Genomic DNA, 14,774 nt, shown 5'->3' with positions numbered 1-14,774 from the left:
ATATAATGGCCGCGCCGCACTCAGGGATCGAGCTGCGCCCTCCAACATAAAACATCGAAGAGCCTTGAGTAGGAGATAGCCTGTGGAACGCGAATTTATGGAATTCGACGTCGTCATCGTCGGCGCCGGCCCGTCCGGCCTGTCAGCCGCCTGCCGACTGAAGCAGAAAGCCGCTGAAGCGGGCCAGGAGATCAGCGTCTGCGTGGTCGAGAAAGGCTCCGAAGTCGGTGCGCACATCCTCTCCGGTGCCGTATTCGAGCCACGCGCCCTGAACGAGCTGTTCCCTGACTGGAAAGAGCTGGGCGCCCCGCTGAACACCCCGGTCAAGCGCGATGACATCTATCTGCTGCGCGATGCCGACAAGGCTACCCGAATTCCTGACTTCTTTGTGCCAAAAACCATGCACAACGAAGGCAACTACATCATTTCCCTGGGCAACCTGTGCCGCTGGCTGGCGCAACAGGCTGAGAACCTCGGCGTCGAGATCTATCCCGGCTTCGCCGCCCAGGAAGCGCTGATCGACGAGAACGGCGTGGTACGCGGCATCGTCACCGGCGATCTGGGCGTGGACCGCGAAGGCAATCCCAAGGAAGGCTACTACACCCCCGGCATGGAGCTGCGCGCCAAGTACACCCTGTTCGCCGAAGGCTGCCGTGGCCACATCGGCAAGCAGCTGATCAAGAAGTACAACCTGGACAGCGAAGCCGACGCTCAGCACTACGGCATCGGCATCAAGGAAATCTGGGACATCGATCCGGCCAAGCACGAGCAAGGCCTGGTGGTGCATACCGCAGGCTGGCCGATGGACATCATGGGCACCGAGAACACCGGCGGCTCCTTCCTCTATCACCTGGAAAACAACCAGGTGGTGGTCGGCCTGATCATCGACCTGTCCTACGCCAACCCGCACCTGTCCCCGTTCGACGAGTTCCAGCGCTACAAGCACCATCCGGTGATCGCCAAGTACCTGGAAGGCGGCAAGCGCGTCGCCTACGGCGCCCGCGCCATCTGCAAGGGCGGCATCAACTCGCTGCCGAAGATGGTCTTCCCCGGCGGCGCGCTGATCGGCTGCGACCTCGGCACCCTGAACTTCGCCAAGATCAAGGGCAGCCACACGGCGATGAAGTCAGGCATGCTCGCCGCCGACGCGATCGCCGAAGCACTGGCCGCCGGCCGCGAGGGTGGCGACGAGCTGACCAACTATGTCGACGGTTTCAAGGCCAGCTGGCTGTACGACGAGCTGTTCCGCAGCCGCAACTTCGGTGCCGCCATCCACAAGTACGGCGCCATCATCGGCGGCGGTATCAACTGGCTGGACCAGAACATCTTCGGCGGCAACGCGCCCTTCACGCTGCACGACAACAAGCCGGACTACGCCTGCCTGAAGCCGGCCGCCGAATGCGCGAAGATCGCCTACCCGAAACCGGACGGCAAGCTGAGCTTCGACAAGCTGAGCTCGGTGTTCCTCTCCAACACCAACCATGAAGAAGAACAGCCCTGCCACCTCAAGCTGGCCGACGCGAGCATCCCGCTGGCGAAGAACCTGCCGCTGTACGACGAACCGGCGCAGCGTTACTGCCCGGCTGGCGTATACGAGGTGGTGACTCAGGAAGACGGCGAGAAGAAGTTCCAGATCAACGCGCAGAACTGCGTGCACTGCAAGACCTGCGACATCAAGGACCCGGCCCAGAACATCACCTGGGTGGCGCCGGAAGGCACTGGCGGCCCGAATTACCCCAACATGTAATTCGCCTCGGCATGAAAAAGGCTCCCTCGGGAGCCTTTTTCATTGCGCCATGCTGACGCGGGAGGGGGGGTTTAGCCGCGAAGGCGACGTTGCGAGCTCGGCCACCAAAGCGCCTTCCACAGACCCGCTCAGTCCTGGTAGATCATCTTGCGGCTCATGCCGCCATCGATGACGAACTCCTGGCCGGTGATGAAGCCCGCCGCATCCGAGAGCAGCCAGGCGACCTGCGCCGCAACATCCTCGACCGTCCCGACCCGCCCGACCGGATGCTGGGCATGATCGAACACCGACAGCGGTTCCAGGCGCTGCTGTGACGGATCACGCGCATCGATCCAGCCAGGGCTGACGCAATTGACCCGGACGTCCGGGCCGAGGCTGATGGCCAGCGCATGAGTCAGCGCCAGCAGACCACCCTTGCTCGCCGCATAGGCCTCGCAATCGGCTTCGGACTGGCTGGCCCGGGTCGAGGCAATGTTGACGATGGCACCGCGATGTCCTCGCAGATAGGGCGCGCAATGCTTGGCCAGCAACATCGGCCCGGTCAGGTTCACCGCCAGCATGCGATTCCAACGCTTCAGGTCGAGCGACTCCAGCGCCGGCGTATGCGGCTCGGCGATAGCGGCACTGCACACCAGGGCATCGAGGCGACCGAACTGCCCCAGCACCTCGGCAACACCGAGGCTCACCTGATCTTCCTTGGCCACGTCCATGGCCACGAACCAGGCGTTGTCACCCAGCGCACGCGCGACCCTGGAACCCCGCTCCCGATCGATATCGGCGAGCACCACCTGCCAACCCTCGGTGATCAGCCAGGCGCTGATACCCAGGCCAATGCCACGCGCAGCACCAGTGACCAGCGCGACACGCCCGTTGTTGGGCGTATCGTCGTTACCCCACTCCAGCATGCTCAGAGTGCAGCCAGGCCGCGTGCAAGATCAGCTTTCAGGTCCTGCAGCTCTTCCAGGCCCACGGCAAGGCGGATCAGGCTGTCGCGGATACCGGCATTGGCGCGCTCCTGCGGCGTCAGGCGCCCATGGGACGTGGTCGCCGGGTGCGCGATGGTGGTCTTGGTGTCGCCCAGGTTGGTGGTGATGGACACCACCCGCGTGGCGTCGATCACCTTCCAGGCCGCGTCGCGACCGCCCTTGACCTCGAAGCTGACCACCGCACCGAAGGCGCTCTGCTGCCGCTTCGCCAGTTCGTGCTGCGGATGGCTGGGCAGGCCGGCGTAGTAGACGCGCTCGACCTGCGGCTGCTGCTCCAGCCACAGGGCCAGCTGCAGGGCGCTCTCGCTCTGCGCGCGCATGCGGATGCGCAGGGTTTCCAGGCCCTTGATGAACAGCCAGGCATTGAACGGGCTCAGGGTCGGGCCGGCGGTGCGCAGGAAACCCACCACTTCCTTCATCTGCTCGCTGCGCCCGGCCACCACGCCACCCATGCCGCGGCCCTGGCCGTCGATGTACTTGGTCGCCGAGTGCATGACGATATCGGCGCCCAGCTTCAGCGGCTGCTGCAGGGCCGGCGTGCAGAAGCAGTTGTCCACCGCCAGCAGGGCACCTTGCGCATGAGCGATTTCGGCCAGCGCCGCGATATCCACCAGCTCGGCCAGCGGGTTGGACGGCGACTCGACGAACAGCAGTTTGGTAGTGGGCCTGAACGCCGCCCGCCAGGCGTCCAGGTCGGCCAGCGGCACATAGTCCACCTCGACGCCGAAACGCTTGAGGTACTTCTCGAACAGGCTGATGGTGGAGCCGAACACGCTGCGCGATACCAGCACGTGGTCACCGCCACTGCACAGGCTCATGACGATGGAGAGGATCGCCGACATGCCCGACGCCGTCGCGACCGCCTGCTCGGCGCCCTCCAGCGCGGCAATGCGCTCCTCGAAGGTGCGCACGGTGGGGTTGGTGTAGCGCGAGTACACGTTGCCCGGCACTTCGCCGGCGAAACGCGCAGCCGCATCGGCGGCCGTGCGGAACACGTAACTGGAGGTGAGGAACAGCGCCTCGCCGTGCTCGCCCTCTGGCGAGCGGCGCTGACCGGCACGCACCGCCAGGGTGTCGAAGCCTGCGTCGTCGAGATCGCTATCGAGTCGCCCAGCATCCCATTCCAGTGTCATCTTTCTACCTCACGAATAAGTAGCCCGGATGCAATCCGGGAACTTCAGTGTGACATTCCCCCGGATTGCATCCGGGCTACGACCGAGGGCAGGCATCCCCTGCCCCGTGCATCAGTTGTTGTGCAGATCGATGATCGCGCTGACAGCCTGCGACTTGGCCTTGCTGGCGTCGTTGCGCGCCTGCTCGATGCGATTCAGGTAGGCCTCGTCGACATCGCCGGTCACGTACTTGCCATCGAATACCGCGCAGTCGAAGTTGTCGATCTTGATCTTCTTGCTGCCGCTGACCGCCTCGATCAGGTCCTGCAGGTCCTGGTAGACCAGCCAGTCGGCGCCGATCAGCTCGCCCACCTGCTCGGTGGTGCGACCATGGGCGATCAGCTCATGGGCGCTGGGCATGTCGATACCGTAGACGTTCGGATAACGCACGGCTGGTGCGGCGGAGCAGAAGTAGACGTTCTTCGCCCCGGCTTCGCGTGCCATCTGGATGATCTGCTTGCAGGTGGTGCCACGCACGATGGAGTCGTCCACCAGCATCACGTTCTTGCCCCGGAACTCCAGCTCGATGGCATTGAGCTTCTGCCGTACGGACTTCTTGCGCGCCGCCTGGCCGGGCATGATGAAGGTGCGGCCGATGTAGCGGTTCTTGACGAAGCCTTCGCGGAACTTGACGCCCAGGTGGTTGGCCAGCTCCAGCGCGGCGGTACGGCTGGTGTCCGGGATCGGGATGACCACGTCGATATCGTGCTGCGGACGCTCGCGCAGGATCTTCTCGGCCAGCTTCTCGCCCATACGCAGACGCGCCTTGTACACCGAGATGCCGTCCATGATCGAATCCGGACGCGCCAGGTAGACGTGCTCGAAGATGCACGGCGCATAGCTCGGGTCCTTCGCGCACTGGCGGGTGAACAAACGGCCATCTTCGGTGATGTAGACCGCCTCGCCCGGGGCCAGATCACGGATCAGGGTGAAACCGAGCACGTCCAGCGCGACGCTCTCCGAGGCGATCATGTACTCGACGCCTTCGTCGGTGTGACGCTGACCGAAGACGATCGGACGAATGCCATTGGGGTCGCGGAAGCCGACGATGCCGTAGCCGGTGATCATCGCCACCACCGCGTAACCGCCGACGCAACGCTCGTGCACGTGGGTGACCGCGGCGAACACGTCTTCCTCGGTCGGCTGCAGCTTGCCGCGCTGCGCCAGCTCGTGAGCGAAGACGTTGAGCAGCACCTCCGAATCGGAGTTGGTGTTCACGTGGCGCAGGTCGGACTCGTAGATTTCCTTGGCCAGCTGCTCGACGTTGGTCAGGTTGCCGTTGTGCGCCAGGGTGATGCCGTACGGCGAGTTGACGTAGAACGGCTGCGCTTCGGCCGAGCTGGAGCTGCCAGCGGTCGGGTAGCGCACGTGACCGATGCCCATGTCGCCCACCAGGCGCTGCATGTGGCGCTGCTGGAACACATCACGCACCAGGCCGTTGTCCTTGCGCAGGAACAGGCGACCATCATGGCTGGTCACGATGCCGGCAGCGTCCTGGCCGCGATGCTGAAGGACGGTAAGCGCGTCATACAGCGCCTGATTGACGTTCGACTTGCCGACGATACCGACGATGCCACACATGTGCCACGACCCCTGCTAGATAGTTCAGGCTAATTCAGCGACCAGCGCAGCGGTTGCTCCGCACTGGCCACTCTTTTAAAGCAGATCGGCTGGGTGAGCCGCTCCACCGGAAAACCACTGACCGGACCACCCCAGAATGAGGTTCTTCGACCAGTCGGCGACCATCAGAAAATGCGGCACCAGTTGTGACTGCTGCCACCATTCGTCCTGCTCCACCGGTGCCAGGCTGACCAGCCCCACCAGCAGCACCACCAGCAGGCCACCCCGTGCGGCGCCGAATACCATGCCGAGAAAACGGTCGGTACCGGACAGGCCAGTCACGCGAATCAGCTCACCGATGAGGAAGTTGACCAGAGCGCCGACCAGCAAGGTGGCGATGAAGAGAATGGCACAGGCCGCTATCACCCGTGCAGAAGGCGTATCGATAAATTCGACGAGATGCTGGGCCAGCGCGCCACCGAACATCCAGGCGACGATGCCCGCGATGATCCAGGTCAGCAGCGACAGGGCTTCCTTGACGAAGCCGCGCTTCAGGCTGATCAAACTCGATATGGCGATGACGGCGATGATCGCCCAATCGACCCAGGTGAATACCACGGTGCGGCCTACCAGCGGAAAAGGCGGAACATTTTACCAGAGCCCGGCGCATCGGGTAACCGGGCGATGAAAAGTCCCGCCTTCCAGGCCATGTGAAAACGTAGCGAGCGCAGGTCAGGCAAGGCAAATAACGACGTCGCGCTCGGCTTCACGGGCTGCAAATGCGCATTGCGAGCCGTTCCTTGACGCAGCATGGCCGAGCGCTGGAGTTTTCACACAGTCGGCTTCAACCGGCCTCTGGCTGAAAACGCACGACGAAACCGCTGAGCTTGTGCTGGCGATTGAGCTGGTCACGCAGGCGCTCGGCCTCGGCACGCTCGATCAGCGGACCGACGAAGACCCGATTCATTCCCTCGAAGGTGCGGATGTACGCGTTGTAGCCCTGGCTGCGCAGGGTCTTCTGCAAGGTTTCCGCACCGCTGCGGCTGGAGAGACTGGCCAGCTGCACCGACCAGCTGATCGGCAGGCTGTTGGCATCCAGGCGAGCGTCCGGCTTGGCCGGCGCCGTGGTCGCCACTGGCGCGGGTTTGCTCGGCTCCGGCTTGCTCGGCTCGACGACAGGCTTCGGCTGCTCCTGCACCTCGACCACCTGCGGCGCCTCGTCCTCGACCGGAATGGGCTCCTGCGGCAACACCTCGGGCTCGACCACCTCGGCCGGCTGCACGATGATCTCGGCAGTCGCCGGTGCTTGCGGCATATCCGGAGCGTCGACCACGACGCGGCGCATCTCGTCCTCGCGCGACAGCAGCATCGGCAGGAAAATCACCGCCAGTGCCACCAGCACCAGAGCACCGACCATGCGCTGCTTGAGCCCCTTGTCCAGCATTGCCATCCCCCAATCCCCTTATCAAGCCGGGCGGGCCAGCCAATCCAGGGCCTCGGCCACGCAGAAAAACGATCCGAACAACAGAATCTCGTCACCCTCGGCCGCCCGCTCGCACTGCGCGTCCAGTGCGGCATGCACATCCGGGTGCAGCGTCACCACAGCCCCCAGCCCTTGCAGGTGGTCCGCGAGGGCCTGCGCCGGACGCGAACGTGGCGTGGCGAGTGGCGCCACGGCCCACTCGTCGACCTGACCGAGCAGCGGCGCGACGACCCCAGGCAGATCCTTGTCCGCCAGCAGACCGAACACGGCCCGACGCTTGCCGCTCACCGGGCGACTCTGCAGACGCTGCGCCAGATAATCGGCGGCATGGGGATTATGCCCAACATCGAGCAACAGTGTGAGTGCCTTGCCATGCCAATCCACCTGGCGACGATCCAGACGCCCGGTCACCCGGGTCGCCCGCAGGGCCCGGCGGATCGCCTCGGCGGACCAGGGCAGCGGCAGCAGCGCGTAGGCCTGCAAGGCCAGCGCGGCGTTTTCCATCGGCAGATCGAGCAGCGGCAGCTGTTCAAGCCGCAGCACCCTGCCCTGCGTATCGAGACCGTACCAGGACCAGTCCTGCTCATCGACGCTCAGGTCATAATCACGCCCTCGCAGGTAAAGCGGCGTGTCCAGGTTCAGCGCCTGGTTGAGCAAGGGCTGTGGCGGATCGAGGTCCGCGCACAGCGCCGGCTTGCCGGCGCGCATGATCCCGGCCTTCTCGAACGCCACCGACTCGCGCGTGTCGCCCAGCCAGTCGGCGTGATCCAGGCCGATGCTGGTGATCAGCGCCAGGTCGGCATCGACGAGATTGACCGCATCCAGACGCCCGCCGAGCCCGACCTCGAGCACCACGGCATCCAGCCCGGCGCGCTCGAACAGCCAGAAGGCCGCCAGCGTGCCCATTTCGAAGTAGGTCAGGGAGATTTCACCGCGCGCCGCCTCGACCGCCGCAAAGGCCTCGCAGAGCTCCGCGTCGCTCGCCTCGCGCCCCTGCAGGACGACACGTTCGTTGTAGTGCAGCAGGTGCGGCGAACTGTAGACGCCGACGCGCTGCCCCTGCTCGGCGAGCAGGCTGGCGAGAAAGGCACAGGTAGAGCCCTTGCCGTTGGTGCCGGTCACGGTGATCACCAGCGGCGCGGGCTTGCCCAGGCCGAGCCGCCGCGCCACCTCGCGCGAGCGATCCAGGCCCATGTCGATGGCCGAGGGATGCAGTTGCTCGAGGTAGGCGAGCCACTCGCCCAGGCTACGTTCGATCATGCAGTGGCCGGCAGCGCAACCGGAGAAGGACGGTTCATCAGTTGTGCCAGCAGGCGAGCCAGACGCGGACGCAGCTCGTTGCGCGAAATGATCATGTCGATGGCGCCATGCTCCAGCAGGAACTCGCTGCGCTGGAAGCCTTCAGGCAGCTTCTCGCGCACGGTCTGCTCGATCACGCGCGGCCCGGCGAAGCCGATCAATGCCTTGGGCTCGGCCACGATCACGTCGCCGAGCATGGCCAGGCTGGCGGAGACGCCGCCGTAGACCGGATCGGTCAGTACCGAGATGAACGGCAGGCCTTCTTCACGCAGGCGCGCCAGCGCAGCGGAGGTCTTGGCCATCTGCATCAGCGAGATCAGCGCCTCCTGCATGCGTGCGCCACCGGAAGCGGAGAAGCACACCAGCGGGCAACGGTTCTCCAGGGCGTAGTTGGCCGCCTGCACGAAGCGCTCGCCGACGATGGCGCCCATGGAGCCGCCCATGAAGGAAAATTCGAACGCGCAGACGGCGATCGGCATGCCTTCGAGCGTACCGCTCATGGAAATCAGCGCATCCTTCTCACCGGTCTGCTTCTGTGCGGCGGACAGGCGATCCTTGTACTTCTTGCTGTCGCGGAATTTCAGGCGATCGACCGGTTCCAGATCGGCGCCCAGCTCTTCGCGACCATCGGCATCGAGGAACAGGTCGATACGCGCACGCGCGCCGATGCGCATGTGGTGGTTGCACTTGGGGCAGACGTCCAGGGTCTTTTCCAGCTCGGGACGATAGAGCACGGCATCGCAGGACGGACACTTGTGCCACAGGCCCTCGGGCACAGAGCTCTTCTTCACCTCGGAACGCATGATCGAGGGGATGAGTTTGTCTACCAACCAGTTGCTCATGCTGTCATTTCTCCATAACCGTTGGTTCGGATGGACGCCTCATCATGAAGCACCCACCTCCAGCAATTCTTTTCTGCCGCATCGATGGCGCGCACAAACGGGCCACCGCGGCGTGACAGGCTAATTGACGGCCCCGCCGCAGTCGCCGTCACATTGCGCGTCAACGACTGCCCGCACGAACGCGCGAATCTTGCTTGCATCCTTTATGCCTTTGCTCGCCTCCACCCCGCCACTGACGTCGACGGCATAAGGCCTGACCTGACGAATCGCGCTGGCGACATTGCTCGCGTCGAGGCCACCGGCCAGAATGATGGGCCGGCTCACGCCCTGCGGCACCAGAGACCAGTCGAACGCCGCACCGGTACCCCCGGGCACGCCCTCGACGAAGGTATCGAGCAGGATGCCCCGCGCACCGGCATAGGGCGCCATCATCGCAGCGACATCCTCCCCCGCACGCACCCGCAGCGCCTTGATGTAAGGACGAGCGAAACCCTCGCAGTCGGCCGGCGACTCGTCGCCATGAAACTGCAGCAGATCCAGGGGAACCTGCGCCAACAGGACCTGCAACTGCTCACGCGGCATGTTCACGAACAATCCGACGCTGGTCACGAACGGTGGCAAGGCCTGCACGATCGCCACCGCCTGCTCGACACTGACCGCGCGCGGGCTCCTGGCGTAGAACACCAGGCCGATGGCATCCGCACCGGCCTCGACGGCTGCCAGCGCATCCTCAACCCGGGTAATGCCGCAAATCTTGCTGCGCACGCGCATCGACTTCACACCTCTTGATCAGCGAACGCCGGATGTTAGCAAAGGCCTAGTCCGCCCGCACATCCGCCAGCCCGGAGAGAAAGTGCGGCCCCAGGTAGCGCGACGGCAATTCGAACTCTTCGGGGTACTCCACCTGAATCAGATAGAGCCCGTAAGGATGTGCCGTCACCCCACCACTGCGCCGCTCCGCTCGCTCCAGCACCTCGCTCACCCAGCCTGTCGGACGCTCTCCGGCGCCAATGGTCATCAGCACTCCGGCGATATTGCGCACCATGTGATGGAGGAAGGCATTGGCCCGAACGTCCAGCACGATGAAGCGGCCATGCTCGATGACTTCCAGGTGATGCACGGTCTTGATCGGCGACTTGGCCTGGCACCGGGTAGCACGGAACGCGCTGAAATCATGGGTACCGACCAAGGCACGGGCCGCTTCACGCATACGCGCCACATCCAGCGGACGGTGATTCCAGGTCACCTCCTCGGCCATGTGCGCCGGGCGGATCGGGTCATTGTAGATGACATAGCGATAACGCCGCGCCATGGCGCTGAAGCGCGCATGGAAATGCGCCGGCATCACCTTCGCCCAGGTCACGCTGATGTCCTTGGGCAGGTTCATGTTGGCGCCCATGATCCACGCGTGCAGCGACCGCTCGACAGTGGTGTCGAAATGCACCACCTGGCCACTGGCATGCACCGATGCATCGGTGCGCCCGGCACAGTGAATGTTCACCGGCGCACCGCCGGCAACCTTGGACAGAGCATTTTCCAGGCACCCCTGAATGGAGGCGACCTGGCCGCTCTGGCGCTGGAAACCGCGGTAACGTGCGCCCTTGTATTCGAGGCCCAGGGCGATTCTGGAAAAGCCAGCGGCCGCCATTTCGGCGGCCGCTACAGGTACTGCTTCAGACATGGATTCGATCAAACCAGCTTGGCAATCATCTCGCGAGCTTCCTGCTGCTGGGCGTCGCTGCCTTCGGCAACCACTTCGTCGAGAATGTCACGCGCACCCTCGGTGTCGCCCATGTCGATGTAGGCGCGCGCCAGGTCCAGCTTGGTCGCGGTCTCATCGGTGCCGGAAAGGAAGTCGAAGTCATCGTCACCCTCCAGCTCGCTGGCGATACCGTCGGCTGGCGCCAGCGGCGCGTCCTGCGGCTCGTCGAGATCGGTGGAGAGCTGGTCCAGCTCGGCCGTGACTTCATCCAGCTGCGCCGCGAAGCTGTCGGCTTCCACCGCAGGCTGGGCCGGGGTCTCGTCGTCGAGCGACAGATCGAAATCCGCCGGCAGGTCGAGATCGGCAGCAGGCGCTTCGTCCGGCAGATCGAGGCCGAGGTCGGCCAGATCATCGGCCGGCTGAGCAGCCGGAGCATCGTCGTCCAGACTCAGCAGGAACTCGTCGGCATCGTCCGCAACCGCCGTCGACGGCTCATCCAGATCCAGGCTGAAGTCGGACAGATCATCGGCAGACTGCGACAGCTCAACCTTGTCGTCGTCCAGGGACAGGTCGAAGCTCAGATCATCGTCGCTGGCCGCTGCCGGAGCAGCCGGCTCGTCGACCAGGCCGAAATCCAGGTCGTCATCCAGCGACAGCGGCGCTTCTTCCGCCTTGGCAGACTGCACGTCGCCACCCAGGTCGGACTCGAGATCATCGAGGCTCAGGTCAAAGGCATCGTCGAGGTCGTCAGCGGCTGCAGCAGCCGACTCGTTGCGCGGCTCGTCCAGACCGAGATCATCGAGGCTGAACTCGCCGATGTCGTCCGAGGACGCCACGGCAGCCGCCGCGCCAGCGCCGGCAAAGGCAGCGATGGCAGGATACTTGGCCTTGAGCTGCTCGGCTTCGGCGTTCACGCCACCGAACTCGCGTAGTTCGTTGTCCTGGCGGGCGAAACCTTCGCGATCGCCCAGCTCGGCATAGACTTCCATCAGTTTCAGACGCAGGTCGCTGCGGTGCGGCTCGTCATTGATCGCGTTCTGCAGCAGCTCGGCAGCCTGGTTGAAACGACCATAGGCGATGTAGATGTCCGCCTCACCCAGGGCATCGCCGGTCTGCGCGGAAACGCGCTCCTCGGCGCCAGCCGGTGCAGCGGCGGCGGCAGGCTCGTCCTCGAGGCCGGCGAAGGTATCTTCGGGCATGTCGAGTTCAGGAGCGAAGCCCTGGTCTTCGGCCAGTTCGTCACCCAGCTCGTCATGCTGCTCCGCTTCTTTCATCGCATTGCGGCGCGACAGAGCCATCAGGCCGACCAGCAACAGCAGCAGTGCACCACCGCCCGCCAGGCCCAGGGTCATCGGATTGCTCATCAGATCATCGATGAAGCTCTGCGGAGCAGGTGCGGGAGCCGGAACCGGCGCAGCAGGCTTGCTCTCCTCGACCGGCTGAACCGGAGCGACTGGTTCAACGGCAGCAGCCGGCTCACTGGCCGGCTGTTCGGTGGCGGCGGCGCCGTCTTCGACGGGCGCCTCCGGCTCTTCGGAATAGTTGTAGTCAGTCGCCGCCTCTTCAGGCGGCGAGACCGGAGGCGTCGCCGCCTCCGAGGCCGGCGGCACCGCTTCGGGTTCCGCAGCGGGCGCCTCCACTTCCGGAGTCACCTCGGGTGTTTCAGGCGTTGGCGCTGCGGCCGGAGTAGCAGCCATATCGGCCTGCATCTTGGCCAGCTGGTTGTCCTTGAGTTCAATCAGGCGCTGCAGCTTGTCCAGCTGACTCTGCAGATCGCCAACCCGGCTCTGCAGCTCGGCATTCTCACGACGCGTCGAGTCGAGGCTTTCCTGCGTCACCGCCAGCTTGTCGGCCAGGGCCTTGCTGTCGGCCGAACCGGTGTCACTGCCACGCGTGGACTTGCCCGCATCGGCGGCGACCAGCTTCAGGCTGTCCCCGGTCTTCGCCGTGGACGGTGCGGCACCAGCCTCGGCACGGCGGGTGGCATCCAGCTGCCGCGACGCGACAGCACGGCCTTCACGCCAGGCAGCGTTCTGCTCGGCAACCTGGGCGACCGCTTCGGCGTTGCTGCGACGGCGAATCTGCTGCTCATCCGGCAGGCGCAGCACCTGACCGCTCTTCATGCGGTTGATGTTGCCGCCGATGAAGGCATCGGGATTCAGATCCTGAATGGCCAGCATGGTCTGATTGACCGAGCCACCGTCGACGCGCTGGGCGATTTCCCAGAGGGTGTCGTTGGCCGTGGTCTTGTATTCGTTGCCGCTGATGGCGCGCGAAGCGGGCGCCGGGGCAGTCGGACGCGGCGCGGCGGCCGGCTTGCTGCTGGCAGTGGGCGTTGCTGCCGGGCGCGGCGCCGGGGCTGCTGCCGGCAACTTGGGCGCGGCCGCTACGGTCGTCTGCGGGGAGTACAGCGGCGGGTCCAGCAGCAGCGTGTATTCACGCAGCAGTCGACCGTTCGGCCAGAGCACTTCCACCAGGAAGTTGAGATAGGGCTCGCGCACCACCTTGCTGGAGGTGACACGAATCACGCTCTTGCCGTTCGGCTTCAGCACAGGGGTGAACTTCAGATCGGTCAGGAAGTACTGACGATCGACACCCGCCTTCACGAAGTCTTCGGGAGAAGCGAGGCTGGGAATGACTTCGTTGGAGGCCAGATCACGGACCTCCAGCAATTCGATTTCCGCTACCAACGGCTGATTCAACGAGGATTGCAGGGTAACTTCACCCAACCCCAGCGCATGCGCCATACCGGAAGACAGCGCAGAAGCCGCTGCGATTGCCAGCACTAGTTTGCGAACCCGAACCATAGCGTTATCCCTTGTTTTATCTTTTTCTCGGCTTGCGAGAAGGTCTTGGTAATTGCTGCCTGCCTCCGCTCCAGGAGCGGCTCCCCATTCAGCAATCAACTCAGCCAGTATTGCCAAGCTAGAAAGATTCTTCAAATTTCTAGGTAAGTATCTTTTACAGATAGTGTTTTATCAATAACTCGGCTATTTGCACAGCATTCAGGGCGGCGCCTTTTCTCACATTATCAGACGCAATCCACAAATTGAGTTGCCGTGGATCGCTCACACCACGACGAACGCGCCCAACATAGACCAGATCCTGGCCGACCGCGTCACCCACCGCCGTCGGATAATCGCCCACCTCGACCAGCTCGATTCCCTCGGCCGTTTCCAGCAGACGCTGCACCGCCGCGATATCGACATCCACGTCACTCTGCATGGCCAGCGCCAGGCTGTCACCGAAGAATACCGGCACCAGAGCGCAGGTCGCCCCCACCGCCAGCCCAGGCGAACCCGACAGTTGCTGCAGCTCGGCGGCCAGACGCTTCTCCAGTTCGGCATGCCCCTGCTCGTCCACCGCACCGACCTGCGCCAGCACATTGAAGGCGACCTGGCGATCCACCGCCTGGGTTTCCAGCGGGCGGGCATTGAGCAGCTCGGCCGTCTGCCGCGCCAGCTCCTGCACGCCACTGCGACCCAGCGTGGAAATCGACAGCATGGCATTCAGCTGCACCTGGCGTGGCTGCAACAGCGGCTTCAGCGCTGCCAGCACCACCGCGCAGGCAGTCGCCGAAGGCGTCGGCACGCTGACCTGCCACGGTGCAGTCAGCCCTGGGGTTGCGCCCTCGCCCAGCTCGGGCAGGACGCACGGCGCCAGATCCAGCGGCAAGGCGGCACTGAGATCGATCAGCGAACAGCCGGCAGCACGCACGGCCTCGTGAAAAGCCCGCGTCACCTCCACGCCCGCGGCAAAGAATGCCAGCTGGACCTGCGTGAAATCGAACGTCTCGAGCGACCTGACCCGCAGCTGACGCCCGCGGAAGGAGAGGCTCTGCCCGGCGGACTCGCTACTGGCCAGGAGATGCAGGTCCTTGACCGGGAAGTCGCGCTCCTCGAGCAGCTCGACCAGCGCCTCACCGACATGACCGGTGGCGCCGACCAGGGCGATATTGATGGTTTTGCTCATGCTTCGATCTG

At 64.5% G+C, this 14,774-nt stretch carries 12 protein-coding genes; 1 reads left to right on the top strand and 11 read right to left on the bottom strand.

Features of this window, described 5'->3' with window-relative positions; translation table 11 throughout:
* Window positions 1–82 precede the first annotated feature (82 nt).
* Complete coding sequence (locus tag EWH21_RS10705) at window positions 83–1,747, top strand: electron transfer flavoprotein-ubiquinone oxidoreductase (RefSeq protein ID WP_047587750.1); 1,665 nt, start codon at window positions 83–85, stop codon at window positions 1,745–1,747.
* Window positions 1,748–1,875: 128 nt separating this feature from the next.
* On the opposite strand, the gene EWH21_RS10700 is transcribed toward EWH21_RS10705, so the two are convergent.
* From EWH21_RS10700 to EWH21_RS10650, 11 genes are all read right to left on the bottom strand, one after another.
* On the bottom strand, window positions 1,876–2,652 hold the full coding sequence (locus tag EWH21_RS10700; protein ID WP_037054389.1) for an SDR family oxidoreductase: 777 nt from the start codon (window positions 2,650–2,652) through the stop codon (window positions 1,876–1,878).
* A 2-nt stretch (window positions 2,653–2,654) separates the two neighbouring features.
* The gene (locus tag EWH21_RS10695; RefSeq protein WP_277700476.1) at window positions 2,655–3,866 is read right to left on the bottom strand and encodes an O-succinylhomoserine sulfhydrylase; all 1,212 of its coding nucleotides are present in this window, start codon (window positions 3,864–3,866) and stop codon (window positions 2,655–2,657) included.
* A 111-nt stretch (window positions 3,867–3,977) separates the two neighbouring features.
* Window positions 3,978–5,486 carry an amidophosphoribosyltransferase gene (purF, locus tag EWH21_RS10690; RefSeq protein ID WP_277700475.1) on the bottom strand — a complete coding sequence of 503 codons (1,509 nt, stop codon included), beginning with the start codon at window positions 5,484–5,486 and terminating at the stop codon, window positions 3,978–3,980.
* A gap of 75 nt (window positions 5,487–5,561) precedes the next feature.
* On the bottom strand, window positions 5,562–6,083 hold the full coding sequence (locus tag EWH21_RS10685) for a CvpA family protein (RefSeq protein ID WP_037054393.1): 522 nt from the start codon (window positions 6,081–6,083) through the stop codon (window positions 5,562–5,564).
* Window positions 6,084–6,309: 226 nt separating this feature from the next.
* Window positions 6,310–6,915: an SPOR domain-containing protein gene (locus tag EWH21_RS10680; RefSeq protein ID WP_134677815.1), complete on the bottom strand. Its 606-nt coding sequence runs from the start codon at window positions 6,913–6,915 to the stop codon at window positions 6,310–6,312.
* A 15-nt stretch (window positions 6,916–6,930) separates the two neighbouring features.
* Entirely contained in the window at window positions 6,931–8,208 is a 1,278-nt protein-coding gene (folC, locus tag EWH21_RS10675; protein ID WP_277700474.1) for a bifunctional tetrahydrofolate synthase/dihydrofolate synthase, read from the bottom strand.
* Window positions 8,205–9,089: an acetyl-CoA carboxylase, carboxyltransferase subunit beta gene (gene accD / locus EWH21_RS10670; RefSeq protein ID WP_037054398.1), complete on the bottom strand. Its 885-nt coding sequence runs from the start codon at window positions 9,087–9,089 to the stop codon at window positions 8,205–8,207. The genes folC and accD overlap by 4 nt, the downstream gene beginning before the upstream one ends.
* 120 nt (window positions 9,090–9,209) lie before the next feature.
* Window positions 9,210–9,860: a phosphoribosylanthranilate isomerase gene (locus EWH21_RS10665; RefSeq protein WP_277700473.1), complete on the bottom strand. Its 651-nt coding sequence runs from the start codon at window positions 9,858–9,860 to the stop codon at window positions 9,210–9,212.
* 46 nt (window positions 9,861–9,906) lie between these two features.
* Window positions 9,907–10,770 (bottom strand): tRNA pseudouridine(38-40) synthase TruA, encoded by an 864-nt coding sequence (gene truA / locus EWH21_RS10660; protein ID WP_277700472.1) that lies wholly within the window; start codon window positions 10,768–10,770, stop codon window positions 9,907–9,909.
* 8 nt (window positions 10,771–10,778) lie between these two features.
* Entirely contained in the window at window positions 10,779–13,598 is a 2,820-nt protein-coding gene (locus tag EWH21_RS10655) for a FimV/HubP family polar landmark protein (protein ID WP_277700471.1), read from the bottom strand.
* 154 nt (window positions 13,599–13,752) lie between these two features.
* Window positions 13,753–14,763 carry an aspartate-semialdehyde dehydrogenase gene (locus tag EWH21_RS10650; protein WP_277700470.1) on the bottom strand — a complete coding sequence of 337 codons (1,011 nt, stop codon included), beginning with the start codon at window positions 14,761–14,763 and terminating at the stop codon, window positions 13,753–13,755.
* Window positions 14,764–14,774 lie beyond the last annotated feature (11 nt).

Source organism: Pseudomonas sp. REST10, assembly GCF_029542605.1.
Taxonomy (GTDB): Bacteria; Pseudomonadota; Gammaproteobacteria; order Pseudomonadales; family Pseudomonadaceae; genus Aquipseudomonas; species Aquipseudomonas khazarica.
Note: the sequence above shows the minus strand (reverse complement) of the source record. Positions and strands in the feature narration are given on the sequence as shown.

What these genes read in the sequence shown, in the direction of transcription:
- EWH21_RS10700 (WP_037054389.1), bottom strand. Translation starts at nt 2,652, where the DNA reads ATGCTGGAGTGGGGTAACGACGATACGCCCAACAACGGGCGTGTCGCG.
- EWH21_RS10695 (WP_277700476.1), bottom strand. Translation starts at nt 3,866, where the DNA reads ATGACACTGGAATGGGATGCTGGGCGACTCGATAGCGATCTCGACGAC.
- purF (WP_277700475.1), bottom strand. Translation starts at nt 5,486, where the DNA reads ATGTGTGGCATCGTCGGTATCGTCGGCAAGTCGAACGTCAATCAGGCG.
- EWH21_RS10680 (WP_134677815.1), bottom strand. Translation starts at nt 6,915, where the DNA reads ATGGCAATGCTGGACAAGGGGCTCAAGCAGCGCATGGTCGGTGCTCTG.
- folC (WP_277700474.1), bottom strand. Translation starts at nt 8,208, where the DNA reads ATGATCGAACGTAGCCTGGGCGAGTGGCTCGCCTACCTCGAGCAACTG.
- accD (WP_037054398.1), bottom strand. Translation starts at nt 9,089, where the DNA reads ATGAGCAACTGGTTGGTAGACAAACTCATCCCCTCGATCATGCGTTCC.
- EWH21_RS10665 (WP_277700473.1), bottom strand. Translation starts at nt 9,860, where the DNA reads ATGCGCGTGCGCAGCAAGATTTGCGGCATTACCCGGGTTGAGGATGCG.
- truA (WP_277700472.1), bottom strand. Translation starts at nt 10,770, where the DNA reads ATGTCTGAAGCAGTACCTGTAGCGGCCGCCGAAATGGCGGCCGCTGGC.
- EWH21_RS10655 (WP_277700471.1), bottom strand. Translation starts at nt 13,598, where the DNA reads ATGGTTCGGGTTCGCAAACTAGTGCTGGCAATCGCAGCGGCTTCTGCG.
- EWH21_RS10650 (WP_277700470.1), bottom strand. Translation starts at nt 14,763, where the DNA reads ATGAGCAAAACCATCAATATCGCCCTGGTCGGCGCCACCGGTCATGTC.